Source organism: Corynebacterium pygosceleis, from assembly GCF_016595275.2.
GTDB lineage: Bacteria > Actinomycetota > Actinomycetes > Mycobacteriales > Mycobacteriaceae > Corynebacterium > Corynebacterium pygosceleis.
The window spans coordinates 157,712-178,797 of sequence record NZ_JAENIQ020000003.1 but is presented as its reverse complement, the minus strand read 5'-3'; the positions used below and the strand labels follow the sequence as shown (position 1 = coordinate 178,797).

Annotated in this window: 19 protein-coding genes; 13 read left to right on the top strand and 6 right to left on the bottom strand. The window is 66.8% G+C overall.

Annotated elements, in window-relative coordinates; genetic code table 11:
• Positions 1 to 295 precede the first annotated feature (295 nt).
• Positions 296 to 1,267, bottom strand: a complete 972-nt coding sequence (locus tag JIM94_RS07340; protein ID WP_200251240.1) for a 4-hydroxy-3-methylbut-2-enyl diphosphate reductase — start codon at positions 1,265 to 1,267, stop codon at positions 296 to 298.
• 99 nt (positions 1,268 to 1,366) lie between these two features.
• On the opposite strand from JIM94_RS07340, the gene xseA reads away from it, so the two are divergent.
• Both xseA and JIM94_RS07330 read left to right on the top strand, forming a co-directional pair.
• Complete coding sequence (gene xseA, locus JIM94_RS07335; RefSeq protein ID WP_200251238.1) at positions 1,367 to 2,623, top strand: exodeoxyribonuclease VII large subunit; 1,257 nt, start codon at positions 1,367 to 1,369, stop codon at positions 2,621 to 2,623.
• 46 nt (positions 2,624 to 2,669) lie between these two features.
• Complete coding sequence (locus JIM94_RS07330; protein WP_200251235.1) at positions 2,670 to 2,951, top strand: exodeoxyribonuclease VII small subunit; 282 nt, start codon at positions 2,670 to 2,672, stop codon at positions 2,949 to 2,951.
• A 50-nt stretch (positions 2,952 to 3,001) separates the two neighbouring features.
• On the opposite strand, the gene JIM94_RS07325 is transcribed toward JIM94_RS07330, so the two are convergent.
• On the bottom strand, positions 3,002 to 3,568 hold the full coding sequence (locus tag JIM94_RS07325) for a DUF4245 family protein (RefSeq protein ID WP_200251232.1): 567 nt from the start codon (positions 3,566 to 3,568) through the stop codon (positions 3,002 to 3,004).
• Between the two features lie 371 nt (positions 3,569 to 3,939).
• Between JIM94_RS07325 and glpX the strand changes: the two genes are divergently transcribed.
• From glpX to JIM94_RS07305, 4 genes are all read left to right on the top strand, one after another.
• Complete coding sequence (glpX, locus tag JIM94_RS07320; protein WP_200251230.1) at positions 3,940 to 4,941, top strand: class II fructose-bisphosphatase; 1,002 nt, start codon at positions 3,940 to 3,942, stop codon at positions 4,939 to 4,941.
• Between the two features lie 330 nt (positions 4,942 to 5,271).
• Complete coding sequence (locus JIM94_RS07315; RefSeq protein WP_200251217.1) at positions 5,272 to 6,678, top strand: class II fumarate hydratase; 1,407 nt, start codon at positions 5,272 to 5,274, stop codon at positions 6,676 to 6,678.
• 187 nt (positions 6,679 to 6,865) lie between these two features.
• Positions 6,866 to 7,546: a TetR family transcriptional regulator gene (locus JIM94_RS07310; RefSeq protein ID WP_200251215.1), complete on the top strand. Its 681-nt coding sequence runs from the start codon at positions 6,866 to 6,868 to the stop codon at positions 7,544 to 7,546.
• A gap of 8 nt (positions 7,547 to 7,554) precedes the next feature.
• Positions 7,555 to 9,105, top strand: coding sequence for an MDR family MFS transporter (locus JIM94_RS07305; protein WP_272493941.1), 1,551 nt, complete (start codon positions 7,555 to 7,557; stop codon positions 9,103 to 9,105).
• An 87-nt stretch (positions 9,106 to 9,192) separates the two neighbouring features.
• Here the strand turns inward: JIM94_RS07305 and JIM94_RS07300 are convergent, their stop codons facing one another.
• The 3 genes from JIM94_RS07300 to JIM94_RS07290 form a co-directional block, all read right to left on the bottom strand.
• Positions 9,193 to 9,723 carry a GNAT family N-acetyltransferase gene (locus tag JIM94_RS07300; protein ID WP_200251211.1) on the bottom strand — a complete coding sequence of 177 codons (531 nt, stop codon included), beginning with the start codon at positions 9,721 to 9,723 and terminating at the stop codon, positions 9,193 to 9,195.
• A 193-nt stretch (positions 9,724 to 9,916) separates the two neighbouring features.
• Entirely contained in the window at positions 9,917 to 10,660 is a 744-nt protein-coding gene (locus JIM94_RS07295) for an LGFP repeat-containing protein (RefSeq protein ID WP_200251208.1), read from the bottom strand.
• Positions 10,661 to 10,821: 161 nt separating this feature from the next.
• Entirely contained in the window at positions 10,822 to 11,547 is a 726-nt protein-coding gene (locus tag JIM94_RS07290) for a LysR family transcriptional regulator substrate-binding protein (RefSeq protein WP_200251206.1), read from the bottom strand.
• Between the two features lie 23 nt (positions 11,548 to 11,570).
• On the opposite strand from JIM94_RS07290, the gene JIM94_RS07285 reads away from it, so the two are divergent.
• The 6 genes from JIM94_RS07285 to pcaD all read left to right on the top strand — a co-directional run bounded on the left by JIM94_RS07285 (position 11,571) and on the right by pcaD (position 18,556).
• Entirely contained in the window at positions 11,571 to 11,996 is a 426-nt protein-coding gene (locus JIM94_RS07285; protein ID WP_200251204.1) for a DUF5997 family protein, read from the top strand.
• Between the two features lie 193 nt (positions 11,997 to 12,189).
• Entirely contained in the window at positions 12,190 to 14,250 is a 2,061-nt protein-coding gene (locus JIM94_RS07280; RefSeq protein WP_200251201.1) for a bifunctional metallophosphatase/5'-nucleotidase, read from the top strand.
• A 24-nt stretch (positions 14,251 to 14,274) separates the two neighbouring features.
• Positions 14,275 to 16,962: an ExeM/NucH family extracellular endonuclease gene (locus tag JIM94_RS07275; RefSeq protein WP_200251199.1), complete on the top strand. Its 2,688-nt coding sequence runs from the start codon at positions 14,275 to 14,277 to the stop codon at positions 16,960 to 16,962.
• Between the two features lie 189 nt (positions 16,963 to 17,151).
• Positions 17,152 to 17,424, top strand: coding sequence for a metal-sensing transcriptional repressor (locus tag JIM94_RS07270; protein ID WP_200251185.1), 273 nt, complete (start codon positions 17,152 to 17,154; stop codon positions 17,422 to 17,424).
• Between the two features lie 56 nt (positions 17,425 to 17,480).
• Positions 17,481 to 17,645: a hypothetical protein gene (locus tag JIM94_RS07265; RefSeq protein WP_200251183.1), complete on the top strand. Its 165-nt coding sequence runs from the start codon at positions 17,481 to 17,483 to the stop codon at positions 17,643 to 17,645.
• 113 nt (positions 17,646 to 17,758) lie between these two features.
• A complete protein-coding gene (gene pcaD / locus JIM94_RS07260) occupies positions 17,759 to 18,556 on the top strand; it encodes a 3-oxoadipate enol-lactonase (RefSeq protein WP_200251181.1) in 798 nt (265 codons plus the stop codon).
• 117 nt (positions 18,557 to 18,673) lie between these two features.
• On the opposite strand, the gene glyA is transcribed toward pcaD, so the two are convergent.
• On the bottom strand, positions 18,674 to 19,984 hold the full coding sequence (gene glyA, locus JIM94_RS07255; RefSeq protein WP_200251179.1) for a serine hydroxymethyltransferase: 1,311 nt from the start codon (positions 19,982 to 19,984) through the stop codon (positions 18,674 to 18,676).
• A gap of 174 nt (positions 19,985 to 20,158) precedes the next feature.
• Here glyA and coaA point away from each other — a divergent pair, with 174 nt between their 5' ends.
• On the top strand, positions 20,159 to 21,085 hold the full coding sequence (coaA, locus tag JIM94_RS07250; protein WP_200251177.1) for a type I pantothenate kinase: 927 nt from the start codon (positions 20,159 to 20,161) through the stop codon (positions 21,083 to 21,085).
• The last annotated feature ends 1 nt before the right edge of the window (position 21,086 follow it).

The following is a 21,086-nucleotide window of genomic DNA, read 5'->3' as shown; positions in this document are numbered from 1 at the left end:
CGAAAACATTCGCGCCCCGCATCCCGGGCGGAAGCCACGGGGGAATGAACCCGTGAGACCACGGACACGAGTCGGAGCACGTGCAACGGAACCACTCGACCAGTCGGTGTTCAGCCACTCCCGGAAAGATCCGCGGGGCGGGCCACCGAAACGGGAGGCGACCTCACCTCACCGTCGGGGTTTTCCTTCGCCCGCCCACGACATCAGCGCCCACCCGGTTCCGGTGATCCACCCCGGGGTCTCCGGGGGTTCACCGGTACACATCGCAGGGTGGTGGCCGTCCGGCCGGTGCCGGTCAGCGACGTCCGACCGCATCCTTCGGCCGCAGGTCACGGGGCAGGGCGAAGACGAGTTTCTCCGCTGCGGTGGTGACCTCCTCGACCGTAGTGTAGCCGTGTTCGGCGAGGAGTTCGAGGACGTCCCGGACGAGGATCTCCGGCACCGAGGCGCCGGAGGTCACCCCGACGCAACTGACACCCTCGAACCAGGCGGTGTCGACCTGGGAGGCGTAGTCGACGAGATAGCTCGCGTCGGTACCCGCCTGGAGGGCGACCTCAACCAGTCGCTTGGAGTTCGAGGAGTTCTGGGAACCGACGACGATCATCAGCTGGCACTGTTCGGCGATGGCCTTCACCGCGACCTGACGGTTCTGCGTCGCGTAGCAGATGTCGTCGGAGGGAGGATCCTGCAGCTGCGGATACTTCTGCTTCAGCAGGTTGACGATGGTCATGGTCTCGTCGACGGAGAGGGTGGTCTGGGACAGCCAGATGAGTTTCTCACTGCCGTCGAAGTCGAGCTTCTCGACGCCTTCGACACCGTCGACGAGGTGAACCACGTCAGGGGCCTCACCGGCCGTCCCCTCGACCTCCTCGTGCCCCTCGTGTCCGATGAGGAGGATCTGGTAGCCCTGCTTCGCGAACCGCTTCACCTCGTTGTGGACCTTGGTCACGAGGGGGCAGGTGGCGTCCAGCGTCTTGAGGTCGAGTGTCCTGGCCTCCGCGTGCACGGCGGGGCTGACGCCGTGCGCGGAGAACACGAGGTGCGAGCCCTCGGGTACCTGGAAGGTCTCGTCGACGAAGATCGCCCCGCGTTCGGCGAGGGTGTCGACGACATATCGGTTGTGCACGATTTCCTTACGCACGTACACCGGGGCGCCGTACTTCTCCAGGGCCCGCTCGACGGTCTCGACCGCACGGTCGACTCCGGCGCAGTAGCCGCGCGGGGCGGCGAGCAGGACCTTTTTTTCTGTGGCAACGGGTGACGTCATGGGCTACAGCGTAACCAACGGACCGGTTAAACGCCTACAATCGGGGTTTCGGAACCGGTTGACCGTCCGGTTACCTCCATCCGCGATCCCGAGCCCCTGATGAGGAGAGGTGCGTCTGTGACTCCCGCAGCTCCGTCCGCCGACAATCCATGGCCGGTCCGCGAGGTGAACGCGAAGGTGAAGGCATGGATCGAGCGTCTCGGGCACATCTGGGTCGAGGGACAGCTCACGCAGATCAACGCCAAACCGACGTGGAAGCTGTCGTATCTCACCCTGCGGGACACGGAGGCGGACGCGAGTGTCCAGTTGACCTGCTACACCTCCCTGCTCCGCAACTCCCCGGCCCCGCTCCGTGACGGGGAGCGTGTGATCGTCCACGGCAAACCCGCGTTCTACCCGGGACGGGGCAGTTTCTCACTGTGGGTCACCGAGATCCGTCCGGTGGGGATCGGTGAACTGCTCGCCCGGATCGAGATGCTGCGCCGGACACTGGCTGCGGAGGGGTTGTTCGACCCGGGGCGGAAGAAACGACTGCCCTACCTGCCGAACTGTGTCGGCCTGATCACCGGCCGCGGTTCCGCCGCGGAACGGGATGTGCTCTCGGTCGCGAGGGATCGGTGGCCGGAGGTGCGTTTCCGGGTCATCAACACCCCGGTGCAGGGGGCGACCGCCGCACCCGAGATCATCCGGGCGCTGACGACGCTCGATGACGATCCGGAGGTCGATGTCATCATCATCGCGCGCGGTGGTGGTTCGGTGGAGGATCTCCTGCCGTTCTCGGAGGAGTCGCTGCAACGCGCGGTCGCTGCGGCGTCGACGCCGGTGGTCAGCGCGATCGGTCACGAGCCGGACACACCGGTGCTGGACAACGTCGCGGATCTGCGGGCGGCGACACCGACGGACGCCGCGAAACGTGTCGTGCCCGATGTCGCGGAACAGCGGGTACTCATCCGGGAGCTGCGGGCACGGGGCGCACAGGCGCTGCGCGGATGGGTGGAACGCCAGTCACAGGGGCTGCGGGATCTGCGCAGCCGGCCCGTACTGGCAGATCCGATGCTCCCGATCACCCGGAGATCGGATGAGCTCGCCCAGTTCGTCCGGCACCTGCGGGTTCAGGTGACCCACGACCTGGATCAGCAGGAGACCCGTGTGCAGGCCCTCCGGTCGAGGGTCTCCACCCTGGGACCGTCGGCGACGTTGGCCCGTGGTTACGCCGTCGTCCAGGTGGGCCCCGCCGGGGCGGAGCCTGAGGTGGTCACCTCGATAGCGCAGACCCCGCCGGGGAGCCAGTTGCGGATCCGGGTCGCCGACGGTGCGATCACCGCGGCGACGATGGCGACCCGTTCCGCTGATTGACCGACATCTTTTCCCACCTGACACCGATACGAGGAGTTTCCACGCCGTGAACAGTGATGCAGTAGGTACGGGGCAGCCGAATCAGAACGCCTTTCCCCCGGTCTCCGATCTGAGCTACGAGGCCGCCCGGGATGAGCTGGTCGAGATCGTCAAGATCCTCGAGCACGGCCAGATGCCGTTGGACGAGTCCCTGAGGTTCTGGGAACGGGGAGAGGCCCTCGCGAAACGCTGTGAGGAGCATCTCGACGGCGCACGCGGCAGGGTCGAGGCCATCCTGCGCTCCGGTTCCGACGCCCCGCCGGAGGACGCGGGGACGGACACCGAATAGGGGCTCCCCACTCCTCTCGTCGGCCGCGCCGCGGGCGATCCGTCGTGTCCTCAGCTGCCGAGCGGTTCCGCGATGAGGGTGTTGTGGATGAGTTCCGTGAACTCCTCCTCGTCGGCGGTTCCCGCGAACACGAGGGTGACATCGCCGTAGGTGGTGGTCCAGGCGGTGTCGGCGGTGTCGTCGAAGGGGGTCCAGACGGTGAAACGCTGCCCGTCCACGTCGCGGGTGCCCGCGGTTTCACGGGGATGTGAGTCGAGCCCCTCGACGGCGTCCTCCTCGGGCTGATCGGTCTGGAGCAGCTGGAGGTATCCCCTGTCCGCGGTGACCCATCCGACGAGCAGCGCGGGGGTGTTGTTGACCGGGTGGCGGCGGGCGGAGTTGGGGATCCACCCCTCCGGACTCCCGGGCAGCCGGACGGGGAAGGTGACGGCGCGGGCCTGGAGGTCGAGGAAGGCGTGGGCGTCGACCTCACGGACCGGCCCGTCCTCCACGGGGTCCTTCCGGAGAGAACACATGCCGGTCAGGGTAACGACCATAGCCATAATGACGACGATGACCAGCAACGACATCATCATGTCCCTGCTGTCCTGGAAGATACGGGGTTTGTTATCGGCCACGGGGACCAGTATGTCAGAACCCGGCCCGTCCGCTGACGCCCGCCACCGGCCGTCCCGGGGCGGGGGTGGAGCACGTGCACCGGTGGTCCGGGTTGTCTCCCCACGCCGGTCAGAAAGTGCAACAATGGAGTGAGCGGACGCACGGACAGTGCCCGGACGTCGTACCGCGCGTGTAGCTCGTGCGGGGATGCGCCGGGTTCGCCCCTGGACGACCACGGCTGCGCGCCCGCGGCTAGAGACATCTAGAGACAATGACCTACGACGACAAGCAATGCGGTCATGCACCGTCCCGCCTGTGGTGCCGGGCACTCCCGGTCCGTGGCGGGCGGCCCGGGGCCGCGCATGAGCGCCTTACAGGAGGCACTGACATCATGAGCATCCAGAAACCCGAGCTTCCGGACCGCAACCTCGCGATGGAACTCGTCCGCGTCACCGAGGCAGGCGCACTCGCGTCCGGCCGCTGGGTCGGACGCGGCAGGAAGAACGAGGGGGACGGCGCTGCGGTCGATGCGATGCGGAAGCTCATCAACTCCGTGAACATGCGCGGTGTCATCGTGATCGGTGAGGGCGAGAAGGACGAGGCCCCGATGCTGTTCAACGGCGAGGAGGTCGGCACCGGCGAGGGGGCCGCCGTCGACATCGCCGTGGATCCGGTGGACGGCACGACGTTGATGGCGGAGGGCCGCCCCAACGCCATCTCCGTTCTCGCGGCGGCGGAACGCGGCTCGATGTACGATCCCTCAGCCGTCTTCTACATGGACAAGATCGCCTGCGGTCCCGAGGCCGCGGGCAAGATCGACATCCTCGCACCGGTGGAGCACAACATCCGGGCCGTCGCGAAGGGCAAGGGCATTCCCGTTCACGACGTGACCGTCGTCGTCCTGGACCGTCCGCGGCACCGTTCCCTGATCGCCGACATCCGTGAGGCGGGGGCGAAGATCCGCCTGATCCGCGACGGTGACGTCGCCGGCGCGGTCGCCGCCGCACAGGACACGAACTCCGTCGACCTGATGATGGGTATCGGCGGCACCCCCGAGGGGATCATCACCGCCTGCGCCATGAAGTGCATGGGCGGCGAGATCCAGGGCAAGCTGCACCCCACCAGTGACGAGGAGCGCCAGCGCGCCCTCGATGCCGGCCACGATCTCGACCGGGTGCTGTTCACCGACGACCTCGTGCGGTCGGACAACTGCTATTTCGTCGCGACCGGTGTGACCAAGGGTGACATGCTGCGCGGCGTGACGTACCGCGCCTCGTCCGCGACGACGCGTTCGCTGGTCATGCGGTCCCGCTCCGGCACGGTCCGCCACATCGAGTCGGTGCACCAGCTGGCGAAGCTCCAGGAGTACTCGGTCGTGGACTACGGTTCCTAGACCTTCACTCCGACCCGGTACCGGCACCCCCTCGACATGAGGTGGGTGCCGTCCCCTTTTTCCGGTGTCGCCGTCCGGGGAGCGTGGTGGCACGGACGGCCGGAACCACTGGACCACCCCCGAATGTGTGGTTGAGACACCGTCCGGTGTGTCATTGCGCTGCGATCTGTTTCACAGGTCCCCTATCGGGGTGACGGGAAACTGACGAACCCCTCTTTTTTCGGCCATACTTGGATCAGCTGCACCACGCGGTGCGCGGCTTTCGCCTGCGGGCGGTCCGCCACGGACGCGGTGTGACATCCACACAAACAATGAAGAGGTTGGTTATTCATGACTGAGCAGGAATTCCGCATCGAACATGACACCATGGGCGAGGTCAAGGTACCGGCGAAGGCCCTGTGGCGTGCCCAGACCCAGCGTGCGGTCGAGAACTTCCCGATCTCCGGCCGGGGCCTGGAATCCGCGCAGATCCGGGCCATGGGCCTGCTGAAGGCGGCCTGTGCCCGGGTGAACCTGGATCGTGGCCTGCTCGACGAGGAAAGGGCCGACGCCATCATCGCCGCCGCGAAGGAGATCGCGGCGGGTGAGCACGACGCCGAATTCCCCATCGACGTCTTCCAGACCGGTTCCGGCACCTCGTCCAACATGAACACCAACGAGGTCATCGCCTCCATCGCGGGCCGCAACGGCGTTGAGGTGCACCCGAACGACCACGTCAACATGGGTCAGTCCTCGAACGACACCTTCCCCACCGCCACCCATGTCGCGGCCACCGAGGCCGCGGTCAAGGACCTGATCCCGGGACTCAGGGTGCTCCGGGAGTCCCTCGAGAAGAAGGCCCGTGAGTGGGAGAACGTCGTCAAGTCCGGTCGGACGCACCTGATGGACGCCGTCCCGGTCACCCTGGGCCAGGAGTTCTCGGGCTACGCCCGGCAGATCGAGGCCGGCATCGAACGTGTCGAGTCCACCCTCCCGCGTCTCGGCGAGCTGCCCATCGGCGGCACGGCGGTCGGTACCGGCCTGAACACGCCCGCCGACTTCGGAGCCAGGGTCACCGCGGAGCTCAAGGATCTGACCGGTGTCGGGGAACTGCGTGAGTGCGTCAACCACTTCGAGGCACAGGCCAACCGGGATGCGCTGGTCGAGTTCTCGGGCGCGATGCGCACCATCGCCGTGTCCCTGAACAAGATCGCCAACGACATCCGCTGGATGGGGTCCGGTCCGCTGACCGGCCTGGGCGAGATCCACCTGCCCGACCTCCAGCCCGGATCCTCCATCATGCCCGGCAAGGTCAACCCGGTCCTGTGCGAGACCGCGACCCAGGTTGCCGCACAGGTCATCGGCAACGATGCTGCCGTCGCCTTCGGTGGTTCACAGGGAGCGTTCGAGCTGAACGTGTTCATCCCGGTCATGGCCCGCAACGTGCTGGAATCCGCACGCCTGCTGGCGAACACCTCGCGCGTGTTCGCCGAGCGACTGGTCGACGGCATCGAGCCCAACGAGGAGCGCATGAAGACCCTGGCGGAGTCCTCCCCCTCCATCGTGACACCCCTGAACTCGGCGATCGGCTACGAGAACGCCGCCAAGGTCGCCAAGACCGCCCTGAAGGAGGGCAAGACCATCCGGCAGACGGTCATCGATCTCGGTTTCGTCGACGGTGAGAAGCTCACCGAGGAGGAGCTCGACAAGCGCCTCGACGTTCTCGACATGTGCAACACGGACCGCGACGCGAAGTAGGTCCCCGTCACCTCCCCTCCGCCGGGAGGGAATCAGCCCCCGCAGCACGCCCGTGCTGCGGGGGCTGTCGTGTTCCCCACCCGAACACCGACCTCGCGGATGGTCCGTCTCACGGTGCCCGTCCACGGCACATCTTCACCGTGTGCATTTTTGCACTCCGTGCATTTTCGGGCGTAGGGTCAGGTTCATGCCCAACGACAATCTCCCGTTACGTGAGGCCAAGCGGCTGGCCACCCGAGCGGCGATCGACGATCACGCCACCCGCCTGGTCCTGAAACACGGCTTCGACGCGGTGACCGTCGATGACATCTGCACCGCCGCAGGCATCTCCAGGCGCACGTTCTTCAACTACGTCGACTCCAAGGAGACGGCGGTCATCGGCGAGCAGCCCCGCCCCCTCACCGCTGCGGAGATCGAGGAGTTCACGTCCGAGCACCGGCCCGATCTCCCCCTGGCGGTCATGCGTTTCGCGTTCAGGACGAGCAACCTGTTCCACCCATGCACCGGGAGGAAGATCCCACCCGGTGGAATCGATCCCGGTGAACTCCTGCTCCGCAGGAGACGCATCTGCCGGGCGGAACCGCAGCTCTCCCTGCAGCGGACCGCCAGATACCCGGACATCCACGAGAGCCTCATCGACACCGTGACCTCCTATCTGACGACCTGGCCGGCAGACCGCCGGATCCCCTCCTCCACCCCGAGGGAAGAGGCGGCCACCGTCGTCGCCGTGGCCACCACCGCGATCCGCCTCGGATTCCATCTCTGGATGGAAGGCCCGCAACCGACCGCCGACGCCCTCCGTTCCCACTGCGTCACAGCTCTCGGGAACATGACCCTGCTACTCACGGAGGAGGAACGGAAACCGTGAGCTCCACCCTGACCACCACCCGTCCCGGGGCAGACACCCGGACAGCCCAGCCACGTCTTCCGTTGATCTTCACGGCCCTGATCCTGGCGATGCTCATGAGTTCCCTCGGCCAGATGATCTTCTCCGCCGCGTTACCGACGATCGTCGGTGAACTCGGTGGCGTCGAGCACATGACATGGGTCATCACCGCGTTCCTCCTCGGCCAGACGATCGCACTGCCGATCTTCGGCAAACTGGGTGATCAGTTCGGCCGGAAGTATCTGTTCATGTTCGCGGTGGTCCTCTTCATGGCGGGCTCCGCACTCGGTGGTTTCGCCGGATCGATGAATGTTCTCATCATCGCCCGTGCCGTCCAGGGGGTCGCCGGCGGCGGCCTGATGATCCTCTCCCAGGCCATCACCGCCGACGTCGTCTCCGCCCGCCGGCGGGGGAAATACATGGGGATCATGGGGTCCGTCTTCGGCCTGGCGTCGGTCCTCGGCCCGGTACTCGGCGGCTGGTTCACCGACGGCCCCGGTTGGCGCTGGGGACTCTGGCTGAACATACCGATGGGACTGCTGACCCTGATCGGCATCGCCCTGTTCCTCACCCTGCCGAACCATGCCCAGGGTGGACGTCTGGACTGGGCGGGAATGGCGACGATGACGTTGGCGACGGCCAGCTTCATCCTCACCGTCACCTGGGGAGGGCGGGACCATCCGTGGACGTCTCCGGTGATCCTGGGCCTGATCTGTTCCTCAACGGTGTTCACGGTCCTGTTCGTGGCGGTGGAGAAGCGGGCACAGGATCCCCTGGTCCCGATGTGGCTGTTCGGTAACCACAATTTCCGGTTGACCACGATCGCCGGTCTCATCGCGGGAATCTTCATGTTCGGTGCACTGGCGTACATGCCGACCTATCTCCAGATGGTGCACTCGATGAGCCCCACGGAGGCCGGGCTCATGATGGTCCCGATGATGCTCGGTCTGATGGGCACCTCCACCGTGGTCGGAGCCCTGGTCACCCGTACCGGCAGGTACAGGATCTACCCGATCGCGGGAATGGTGTGCACCGGGGCAGCCCTGTGGCTGTTGTCCCGCCTCTCCCACGAGTCCCCGCTCCCGGAGGTGGGCGGATACCTGTTCATCCTCGGTTTCGGCCTCGGTTGCGCGATGCAGATCCTCGTGCTCGTCGTGCAGAATTCATTCCCGATCGCTGTGGTGGGTACCGCGACAGCGGCGAACAACTTCTTCCGGCAGATCGGCGGAGCGACCGGTTCCGCCCTGGTCGGGGGAATTTTCGTCAGTAACCTGTCCGGGCTCCTCGGTGACCGGCTTCCCGGGGCACTGGCGGAGCTCGGGGACGACGCAGCGGAAACCGGGGCGAAGATATCGGGCCATGGCGCGAACCTCACCCCGTCGCTGGTTCAGGCGCTGCCGGAACCCGTCCGCGTGGCCATCGACGCAGCCTACAATGATGCGCTCACCCCGGTGTTCGCGCTTCTCGCGCCACTCGCCGTCGTGTGCGCGGCGATCCTGTTCTTCGTCCGCGAGGAGAAACTGAGGGAAACCATCGACTGACACACATGAGAGAGGCGCTCCACCTGACGGGTGGGGCGCCTCTCTTTTTCGTTCCCGCACACGGAAAACGCGTTTCCCAGGTCCGCCTCAGACGGATTCGGGCTTCGGCAGGAGCTTCTCCCAGATGACGGTGTCACGCCACTGTCCCGCGAGTTCACCGTAGGGCATCTTCGCGAGGTGGCTGAGCGTGCCCGCCTTCTCGAAGCCCCGGGACTGGTGGAGTTTCGTCGATCCGGTGTTCTCCGGGAAGATCCACGAGTGGATGGCCCATTTCTCCAGTTCGATGCACTTCTCGATCAGGGTGTCCAGCAGTGCACCGGCGACACCACGGCCCTGCGCCTTCGGGTCGATGTAGATGGAATCCTCGACCACACCGTGGAAGACCTCGCGCTGTGAGATCGGCGCCGCGGACACCCATCCGAGAACGGTCTCGTTGTCGGAACGTTCGACCGCCACGAAAGCGCAGTCCATGATCTTCCGGCTGTTGAACTCCTCCCAGGTCAACGCGTGACGTTCATAGCTGGCGTGGCCGGTGTCCAGGCCACGTTCGTAGATGTACCGGACCTGGCCGTAGTCGTCCTCGGTCAGCGGTCGGATGATGAAGTCGCGTTCAGACATGTCCCGAAGAATATTGTGCGGGACCGGCCACGGCAACCTGAGAAAAACTCATGCGTCGTGACCAGGGTCATTTCCCCGCCGTTCCCGGACTCCACCGGACCGGTGCACGAAAAAATCCCCGGAGGTTCCGGGGATTCTTTCATCGGCCTTTCATTTCCCCATCAGGTTGACCGGGGCGGACCGGGGTGACCGACTAGTTCTTCTCGATCGTCGGGCCCCAGGTTCCGTCGGTCTGGGACCAGATGATGTCCCCGTGCTCGAAGTTCTGGGTCCAGCCGTTGCCGTCCTGGCGTTCAACCTCGTATGCGGTGGGCATACCCAGCTCGGAACCGAGTCCACCCTCGGACATCCAGGTCTCGGCGATCTTGCCGTTCAGACGCTGCGCACCGGTCGCCTCGGAGTAGGCGATGTAGTAGCCCTCGTTGAAGGCGGCGAGGTAGCGGCCGTCCTTCTCCTGCAGGTCGGTCAGCTGACCGAGGTGGCCGGCGGTGCCGCCCATGGACTCGTACATCTCGACGATCGGGGTCGGAACAGCGACATTGTTACCTGCGGCGTCGGTGACGTCGGTCTTGTTGCCTGCACCATCCACCGCGTCCTTGGCACCTTCCTTGGCATCCTCGGCGGCCTCCTCAGCCTTGTCGGCGCCGTCCTTGGCGGCGTCCTTGGCCTTGTCGGCACCGTCCTTGGCGGCGTCCTTGGCCTTGTCGGCGCCATCCTTGGCGGCGTCCTTGGCGTCCTCGGCACCGTCCTTCACGGCGTCCTTGGCGTCTTCCGCACCTTCCTTGACCGCGTCTCCGGCGTCAGCCGCAGCATCCGAGACCTTGTCGGCGGCTGCGTCCAGGTCATCCTTGGCTTCCTGCGAGCAGGCCACTGCGCTGAAAGAGATGCCCAGTGCTGCAACACCGGCGAGGATACGGGTACGGGTTTTCTTGGTCATTTAGAATCAGATCCTAAGTATGTAGATGGTCAGTGCCAATTACATACTATGACACCGCACAGGTTTCGGCGCCAATCCTGATACATCCTGATGCGGACCCGTCACCTTCCCGTCACACGCTTGTGATCACACCTTTCACGAACATCGAGCCGGAACGCCGTTCACTTCCTGCCCCGACGGCGTGCCGATCCGGCACCACCACGTCCCGCCCGTTTCTGGCCCGCCGACCTCCTCCGTACCTCGCCGCCGGCGGCCGCCCGCCGGGCCTTCTTCGCGGCCGCCTTCTCGGACGCGCTCCGCTTCGGTTGCACCGTTCTCGAGCTGGCACCCGTTCGTCCCCTCGCGATACCGACGAAGTCCTGGATCATGTCGCAGTCGTCGGCGACCCGCCACACCAGCGCGATCTTCGTCGGGGTCCCGTTCCGGTACCCCCGGTTCTCGGTCCGCCGCGAGCCCAGACGTCGCAGCAACGGCCGGGGTGCGATCACCACGCCGACGCCGGTTGCGACGATGTCCACCGCCTGTTCCACCTCAGCCACGTCGACCACCCCACCCGTCCCCGGACCGTAGAACACCTTCTGGTCGGCGATGTCCTCATCACCCAGTGTGTCGACGAGGGTGAGTTCACTGTCCTTGGGGACCGCGATACCGGGCTGTTCCTCATACAGACGCACGAGGTGGAACGTCTCGTCGATCCGGGCGTCCGGGAGCCGGACCAGCGCCAGGTCCGCTTCCCCGTTGATGAGCAGGGACACGGGATCACCGCTTTCCCGGGTCACGGGCTCGCGGTGACCGGTCCGTTCCGCGAAGCGTTCGAACCACTTCCCCGGCGCCGTTCCGGTGACGAAGGCGATGGACAGGACGGAGCCGACACTACGGGGAATCATGCCGGGAATGTTACCGTGAACGGATGACAGAGTCTGAAGCACGCCAGCCGTCGAGCACCGCCATGAAGCCGCTCACCGCAGCGAAGAAACTCGGGATCTACCTCCCCGCCGCACCGGAGGAGTTCCAGAACAACGCACTCACCCATGCCGAGTTCACCGAACTTCAGCACAATCCGCCGCAGTGGTTGACCGATCTCCGTGCCTCGGGCCCGCACCCCCGACCCGAGGTCGCCCGGAAACTGGGGATCACCGTTGCGGCACTCAAACGCAACGACATGGACCGGCCGCTGACGACCGCGGAAATCAAGGCACTCCTCGCCGATCAACCGGAGTGGCTGAGCAGGGCCCGGACCTCTCTCGCAGAGGAGCGTGAGGCTGCCGCGGCCCGCGAGGCGGCCGCAGCGGAGATCACCGGGGCGGACAACCCGGACGCCCCCGACGCCGGATAACCCCGTTTCACCCCGTTCCGGGGGCTGATGAGGGTGTGGAACGGGTGACGATTCGATGAATTCACGGCAAGCGGCGGTGAAATTCCCAGGGGAGCGGGACGTCACCTCCGACATTTCTCCGTTCAGGGCGTTTTTCGTTGATTAACTGCTGGGGACAGTAATCCGCACTTCCAGCCCTCCGGAGCCGCCCGCAATGAACATCCACCGCCACGCCCTCCTCTCCGCACTCACCGTCGGCACGCTGACCCTCAGCGGTCTGGCCGCACCGGTCGCAGGTGCGGAGGAGGCGACACCGGTCACCCTCAACATCCTGGCCACCAGCGACTTCCACGGACACATCTCCGCCGTACACGGCCGGGACGGCTCCGTGGTTGATCCCGGCGCCGCCGCACTGGCCTGCTTCATCGACGCCGAACGGGACCGCAACCCGGACACGAACTTCGTCGCCGCCGGTGATCTCATCAGCGGTTCCCCCTTCGTCTCCTCCATTCTCCGGGACAAGCCCACCCTGGACGTGTTCAACGCCATGGGACTGGACGTCTCCGCACTCGGAAACCACGAGTTCGACAACGGTTTCGGGGATGTCAGTGCCCGGGTCTCCTTCGACGGCACGGGACAGGCCCACTTCCCCTACATCGCGGCCAACATCAGCGGGGCCGACCCGGCCCCGGCCCCGAGCCACACCGTCACCACCGAATCCGGGATCCGGATCGCCTACGTCGGCGGAGTCACGGCCGAGACCCCCTCCATCGTCAACCCGGACGGTGTCGTCGGCCTGCGGTTCAGTGAACCCGTCGCCGCGATGAACGCCGAGGCCGAGCGCATCGCCGCCGCAGGTGACGCCGACGTCATCATCGGTCTCGTCCACGAGGGGGTCCACGTGAACTCCGGATTCAGCGACGTGTTCGACGCCGTCGTCGGTGGTCACACCCACCGGGAGACCCTCGAGACCGGGCCCGCACGCGACGGCCGTCAGCCCCTCGTCGTCGTCCAGCCCGGCGAATACGGTCGTCTGCTCTCCGACATCGACATCGTGATCGATCCCGCCACCCGGGAGATCCGCTCCGTCACCGCCGCGAACCACACCGCCGACGACATCTGGGCGGAGTGCGGCGAAACCCCCGACACCGAGGTGCAGGCGATCGTCACCGCAGCCGAGGAAGCGGCCGCCGAGGAAGGCCAGCGGGTCGTCGCGACGGTCCCGGGAGCCTTCCTGCGCGGTCGGGATTCCGCGGAGGGTGACACCGGTGGTAACCGGGGTGTGGAGTCCTCACTGAACAGCCTTCTCGCCGACGTGGCGCTCGAATCCATCAACACGAAGACCGCGTTGAACGCAGACATCGGCGTGATGAACGCCGGCGGTGTCCGGGCGGACCTCGCCGCCGGCGAGGTGACCTTCGCCGACGCGTACCAGGTCCAGCCCTTCGGCAACCCGATCGGCACGGTCGACATGACCGGGGCACAGTTCATCGAGCTGCTCGAGCAGCAGTGGAAGCCGGGCCAGTCCCGTCCCAGACTCGCCCTCGGACTCTCATCCAACGTCACCTACATCTACGACCCGACCGGTGAACAGGGCTCCCGGATCACCCGGGTCCTGGTCGACGGCGCCCCGATCGATCCCGCGGCCACCTACCGCGTCGCCGGCAACCGGTTCCTGCTCAACGAGGGCGACAGCTTCACCGCCTTCGGCACCCAGACCGGGTCGAACACCTTCACCGACACCGGCCTGATGGACGTCGATCTGTTCATCAGCTACCTCGCCGCCAATCCGGAGGTCGCACCGCGTGAGCAGCAGACCTCCGTCGGGGTCCACGTCGACGGAACCGCCGCCGACGGCTCCGTGGCTGCCGGGTCCGGGATCACGGTCAACCTGTCCTCACTCTCCTACACCGGCGGGGAACCGGTCCCGGAGAACGTCACCGTCACCCTCGGCGACGAGAAGGTGACCGTCCCGGTCGACAACACCATCGTCCCGGCCGGTGACGAGACCGGCCGCGCTTCCGCCACTCTCACCGTTCCGGGTGGTGCAGGGGAACTGACCCTCCACATCGAGACCGACACCGGTACCGTCGCGGAACTCCCGCTCACGGTCACCGACGGGGCGACGCCGCAGCCCCCCGCAACCGGAAGCGGCGCCGCCCTCAGCTCCGACATCGATGAACTGTCCGGCCCGCTCGGAAACTTCGGGTACATCATCGGTGGTGGACTCGCGGCACTGATCGCCCTGCTGCTGACCTGGCTGCACGCACGGTAGGCCCCGGTGGAGAAGGACGAAGGCATGACACGACGACACTCTCTCACCGTTCTCGCGCTGGCCACCGCAGGTTCGGTCATCATCTCCGGCACGGCCCCCGCCACAGCCGCCCCCGGCGGTGACAACATCGTCATCAGCCAGGTCTACGGCGGCGGCGGGAACAAGGGCGCGGAGCTCACCTCCGACTTCATCGAACTGTACAACCCGACAGATTCCCCCGTCAGCGTCGACGGGTGGACCCTCCAGTACCTCTCGGCGAAGAACACCTCGGCGAACCCGGGACAGATCCGGGAACTGGCGGGCACGGTGGCCCCACGTTCCCATCTGCTCGTCCGCGGTGCACGGGGCAACGGCGGCTCCGTCGAGTTCACGGCGGACATCGACGCCCCCGAGCTCACACTGAGTGGCCGCGCCGGTACGGTGGTTCTGGCCGCAGACGCGACACCCTTCAACGCCGATGCGGCCGACGCTTCCGCCGTCGACATCGTCGGTTACGGCGGAGCAGCGGTGGCCGAGGGCACTCCGGTGCAGCCCCTGGACAACACCCTCGCCGCGATCCGCGGGGACAACGGGGCGGACACCGACGACAACGCCTCCGATTTCACCACCGCCGCACCGTCACCGAGATACTCCGGTGGTCCGGCCGTCGGCGGTGCGATCCCGGAACCCGACCCCACCCCGTCACCCGCCCCGGTGGGCCCCCTCGAGGTGTCGATCGCGGAGGTCCAGGGAACCGGTGACGTCTCCCCGCTCGTCGATGAGGAGGTACGCACGACGGGAATCGTCACCGCCACCTGGCCGGACGGCGGACTCGGCGGCTTCGCACTGCAGACCGGCGGTACCGGCCGGCTCCACGGCACGGATGCGCCGTCCACGGGTGTCTTCATCTACACCGGGCGGGGTTCCGAGCCCTCCCCGGACCTCATCGGATCCTGCGTGAGTGTCACCGGAAAAGTGTCGGAGTTCCACGGGCAGACCCAGATCGCGGGGCGGTTCACTCCGGTTGAGGCGGCGACGACACCCGACTGCGCGGAGCCGGTCACACCGATCACCGACACGATCCCCGAGGATCCGGCACTACGGGAGGCCCACGAGGGCATGCTCTTCCAGCCGACGGGCGTCCACACGGTGACGGAGAACTACAACCTCAACAGGTACGGCAGTTTCGGGGTGGTCGCGGGCGACACCCCGCTGTACCAGGCGACCGACGTCGTCGAACCCGGCGCGGCCGCTGTCGCGTACGAACGGGACAACGGTCGCCGTCTGCTCACCATCGACGACGGCAGTTCCCGTGATTTCCTCCGCAACAGTGAGGCCCGCGACGTTCCGCTGCCGTACCTGAAGACCGACGGGGAGATCCGTTCCCTGCGCACCGGCGATCACGTGACCGTCACCCGCCCGATGGTCCTGGGCTACTCGTTCGGTTCATGGACCCTCCAGCCGACGACTCCGGTGGACGGCACGACCCCGGCTGCTGAACTGCCGGTCTCGTGGACCTCCGGCCGGGACGCCGAACGCGGCGGCCCGGACGAGGTGGGCGGAGACACGAGTCTCGCCAGTTTCAACGTCCTCAACTTCTTCACCGATCTCGGCCGGGACGAACCGGGGTGCACCCCTGTGACGGACCGCTCCGGTACCCCGGTGACCGGTGACCGGTGCACGGTCCGTGGCGCGTACACACCGGAGGCGCTGGCCGATCAGCGGGCGAAGATCGTCTCCGCGATCAACACCCTGGACACCGACATTCTCGGGCTGGAGGAGATCGAGGACAGTTCCCGTTTCGGGCACGACCGTGACGCCACGCTCAATCACCTGGTCGACGCCCTCAACGCGGCCGGTGGAAACTGGGCCGCTGTCCCCTCCCCCGCCGAGGTTCCGGGCGGGACCGACGCGGGTGACGTGATCCGTACCGCGTTCATCTACGATCCGGCGCGCGTCCGCCCGGTCGGTGAGTCCCGGATCCTCACGGACGACGCCTTCACGGGCATCGCCCGGGAGCCGCTCGCCCAGGAGTTCGCGCCGGTGGACGGTGGCACGCACGTCGTGGCGGTGGTCAACCACTTCAAGTCCAAGGGATCTGTCGCGCGCGGTGACGCGGACACCGGTGACGGGCAGGGCAACAACGCCAGGCTCCGTACCGCCCAGTCCCTCGCCCTGTTGTCCTGGCTCGCCGGCCAGGAGGACTGGACGGATCTCCCGCAGTTCATCATCGGCGACCTCAACTCCTACTCCCGTGAGGACGCGGTGCGGGTCATCGAGGACGCCGGGTTCACCAACATCGGCCGGCACTTCGACGCGGGGACGAGTTACCAGTACGGGGGTCGTCTCGGTTCCCTCGACCACGTCCTGGCCAACCGGCGGGGTGTGGAGGTGACCACGGGAGCCGATGTGTGGGACATCAACTCCGACGAGTCCACCGCCTTCGAGTACTCGAGACGGAACACCAACGCGGTCGATTTCTTCGCCCCCGACCCGTTCCGCGCCTCGGACCACGACCCGATCAAGGTCGGACTCACCCTGGGGGCCCCGGACCCCGGTGACGGTGGGACACCCCCGGAAACCCCCGACCCGGGTGACCACGGACCGGTGGGTTCCTCCCGGGGAACGTCACTCTGGTCGATCCTGACCGGAGTGCTCACGGCGGTGGGGCTCGGTGCGCTCATAGCCTGGCTCGCCCAGCATCCTGCGGTACAGGGGTTCCTGAGGCACTGACACCACTCCACGAGTGGTGCGACGACCCCCGTGGTTCCGGTTCACGGACCACGGGGGTCGTCGGTGTCTCCGCACCGTGTCCGTCCCGGCGCGGCACACGGGAGTCCTCCACCTCCATTCCCCTTGCCCCAATATACCCCCCGGGGTATATTGGGGCTTCGCTCCACTTCCCGCGAAAGGACGGACACCGTGCCCGATTTCAACCCGGAGGACAAGAAACGCATCCTCAACCGGCTGCGGCGGGCCCGGGGCCAGCTGAACGCCGTCATCGAGGCCGCCGAATCAGGTGCGCCCTGCCGGGACGTCGTCATCCAGCTCGCGGCACTCAGCGCAGCCCTCGACCGCGCCGGATACGCCGTCATCGCCGGAGCGATGAAGAACTGCATCCGGGACGAGGACTCCCGGGAGGACGGCGATCTGACCCCCGAGGAACTGGAGAAGCTGTTCCTCATGCTCGCCTGAGCCGCACCACCCGGCAACCACCACCCGCAACAACCCAACCCCACACGGAGGAAACTATGTGCCGAGCAGTCACCTGCCGCAGATGCGGAAAAACCACCTGGGCCGGATGCGGCCAACACGTCGAACAGGTCATGCGCGGCGTCCCGAAGGCCGAGCGCTGCCCGGGGCACGCCGATGAACCCGCGACCGGATTCCTCTCCCGGCTCTTCGGACGGAGTTGACCCACCCCCACGCGGTGACACACCACTACACTCGGCGGTGATCCGAGTACGACCAGACACACCGAGACCACACCACCGGTCGCCCGGTCGGTGACGGAAGGATGATCCGCTCCATGTCCGAGAACAACCACACCGGCGGGAGCCCCGCCGTCCGACTCGACGTGAAACTCACCGGGGAAACCGCCGACGCCATTCCCGTCGTCCTCATCGGTTCGCTCGGCTCCGACCGCTCGATGTGGGAGGAGCAGACCGGCCCGCTGTCGGAGAAGTGGCCGCTGGTGGCCGTCGATCTGCGTGGGCACGGCGCCTCCCCCGTCCCGGACGGCCCCTACTCCATGCCGGAACTCGCGGCGGACGTCCTCAACACCCTCGACGACCTGCGGGTCCGGCGCGCGCACATCGTCGGCCTGTCACTCGGCGGCGCAATCGCCCAGCAGATCGCCCTCGACGCCCCGGAACGGGTCACCAGCCTGACGCTGTTGTCCACCGCGGCGAAGTTCGGCGAGGAGAAGACGTGGCGGGACAAGGCCGCCACCGTCCGTTCGGAGGGAACGGAGGCACTGGCGCACACCGTCGCGCACAACTGGTTCACCCCGACGTTCGGTGAGGCGGGGGCCTTCGCCGACTACGAAGCCATGGTGTCCGCCTGTCCGGACGAGGGCTACGCCGCGTGCTGCGAGGCACTCGCCGAGTTCGACTCCCGTTCCCGGCTGGGCGAGATCAGCGCCCCGACGCTGGTCGTCTCCGCCGCCGACGACCCCTCCACCCCGCCGGACATGGTGCGCGTCCTCGCCGACGGGATACCCGGTGCCCGCCTCGAATCCATCTCACCGGCCGCGCACCTCGTCAACGTGGAACAGGCGGCCGCGGTGAACCAGCTGCTGGCGGATCACTTCACCGCAGCGGTCTGATACTGCCGGGACGGGAAACAGAAGAGAAACCGCCCGCCCCACCGGGTGCAAACGGTGGGGCGGGCGGTTTTCCGTGTCACAGAGCGGACCGGTCATCCGGCCCTGGTACGGCAGGGATCAGAGCATCTTCCACTCTTCGAGGCCCTCGTACAGCGGGTAGGACTCGGCGAGCTTCGCGGTGCGGGCACGCAGCGCGTCGACATCGGCGTTCTTCCCGTTCGCCAGGGCGGTGCCGATGATGTCGGCGACCTCGGTGAACGCGGCGTCGTCGAAGCCACGGGTGGCCAGCGCCGGGGTGCCGATGCGCAGGCCGGAGGTGACCATCGGCGGGCGCGGGTCGAAGGGCACGGCGTTGCGGTTGACGGTGATGCCGACCCGGTGCAGCAGGTCCTCGGCCTCCTGGCCGTTGAGCTCGCTGTTGCGGAGATCCGCGAGCACGAGGTGGACGTCGGTGCCGCCGGTGAGGACGTCGACACCGGCGGCGGTGCAGTCGGAGCCGGTGAGGCGCTCAGCGAGGATGCGGGCGCCGTCGAGGGTGCGCTGCTGGCGGGCGGCGAACTCCTCGGAGCCGGCGATCTTCATGGCGACGGCCTTCGCGGCGACGACGTGCATGAGCGGGCCACCCTGCTGGCCGGGGAACACGGAGGAGTTGAGCTTCTTCGCCCACTCCTGCTTCGCCAGGATCATGCCGGAACGGGGTCCGCCGAGGGTCTTGTGGACGGTGGTGGACACGACGTCGGCGTGCGGGACCGGGGAGGGGTGCACGCCACCGGCGACGAGACCGGCGAAGTGGGCCATGTCGACCCACAGCTTCGCGCCGACCTCGTCGGCGATGGACCGGAACGCGGCGAAGTCCTGGTGGCGCGGGTATGCGGACCAGCCGGCGATGAGGACCTGCGGCTTCTCCTTGATGGCCTGCTCACGGACGCGGTCCATGTCGATGCGGAACGTGTCCTCCTCGACACCGTAGGCGGCGACCTCGTAGAGCTTGCCGGAGAAGTTGAGCTTCATGCCGTGGGTGAGGTGGCCACCGTGGGCCAGCGAGAGCCCCATGATCTTGTCGCCGGGGTTGGCCAGTGCCATGAGAACGGCGGCGTTCGCCTGCGCACCGGAGTGCGGCTGGACGTTCGCGAACTCGGCGCCGAAGACCTCCTTGGCCCGGTCACGGGCGAGATCCTCGACGACGTCGACGTGTTCGCAGCCGCCGTAGTAGCGGCGGCCGGGGTAGCCTTCCGCGTACTTGTTCGTCAGGACGGAGCCCTGCGCCTGCAGCACTCCGCGCGGGACGAAGTTCTCGGACGCGATCATCTCGAGGGTGTCCCGCTGACGTGCGAGTTCGTCCCGGAGAACCTGGTCGACGGCGGGGTCGAGTTCAGTCAGTGGAAGCCATCGTGAGTCGGCGTTCGGGGTGGAGGTGGATTCGGTCATGTGTGCCCGGTTTCCCTTCGTGTCAGCACCTCCCGGGACAAGACCACGCCCCGGGATATTCAAATGCTCCGCCAGTCTATCCCGCACGGCCGGGAATGTGGACAGAGAGGTCTGTTCCCGGGCGCACCCGGCCCCCGTGTCGGGGTGGCGCCGGGGATTGTGCACAATGGACGCATGGCACGCCCACGGGAGATCAGCCCGTACCTGGACTTCGACCGGACCGAATGGCGGCATCTGCGTAAGTCGATGCCGCAGGTTCTGACGGCCGATGAAGTTGTCCGGCTGCGCGGTATCGGCGAGAACATCGACCTCGATGAGGTCGCGGACGTCTATCTCCCGTTGTCCCGCCTCATCCATCTGCGGGTGAAGGCCCGTAAGAAGCTGATCGGTACGACCTCGACGTTCGTGGACAAGCCCGTCGAGCACGTTCCCTTCATCATCGGCGTCGCGGGGTCCGTCGCGGTCGGTAAGTCGACGACGGCGCGTCTGCTCCAGGTTCTGTTGCAGCGGTGGGAGTCCCATCCGCGGGTCGATCTGGTGACCACGGACGGTTTCCTCTACCCCACCGCCGAACTGGAGCGCCGGGGGTTGACCACACGGAAGGGCTTCCCGGAGAGCTACGACCAGCGCGCCCTGATGCGCTTCGTCACGGACGTGAAGTCGGGTAGCCCGGTCTGTCAGGCGCCGGTGTACTCGCACGAGCTGTATGACCGGGTGCCAGGTGAGGTGATCGAGGTCCGGCAGCCGGACATCCTCATCCTGGAGGGCCTGAACGTCCTGCAGACGGGGCCGACACTGATGGTCAGTGACCTGTTCGATTTCTCCGTCTACGTGGACGCGCACACGGACGACATCGAGGAGTGGTTCATCCGGCGGTTCATGGCGTTGCGGGCGACGTCGTTCAGCAAGCCAGGTTCGCATTTCGCGCACTTCGCGGACCTGGATGACGAGGAGTCACGCCGGATCGCCCGGGAGATCTGGCAGTCCGTGAATCTGCCGAACCTGGTGGAGAACATCCTCCCGACCCGTGTGCGGGCGTCGCTGGTGCTCCTGAAGGGCCGGGACCACCTGGTTCAGCGGGTCCGGATGCGGAAGATCTAGC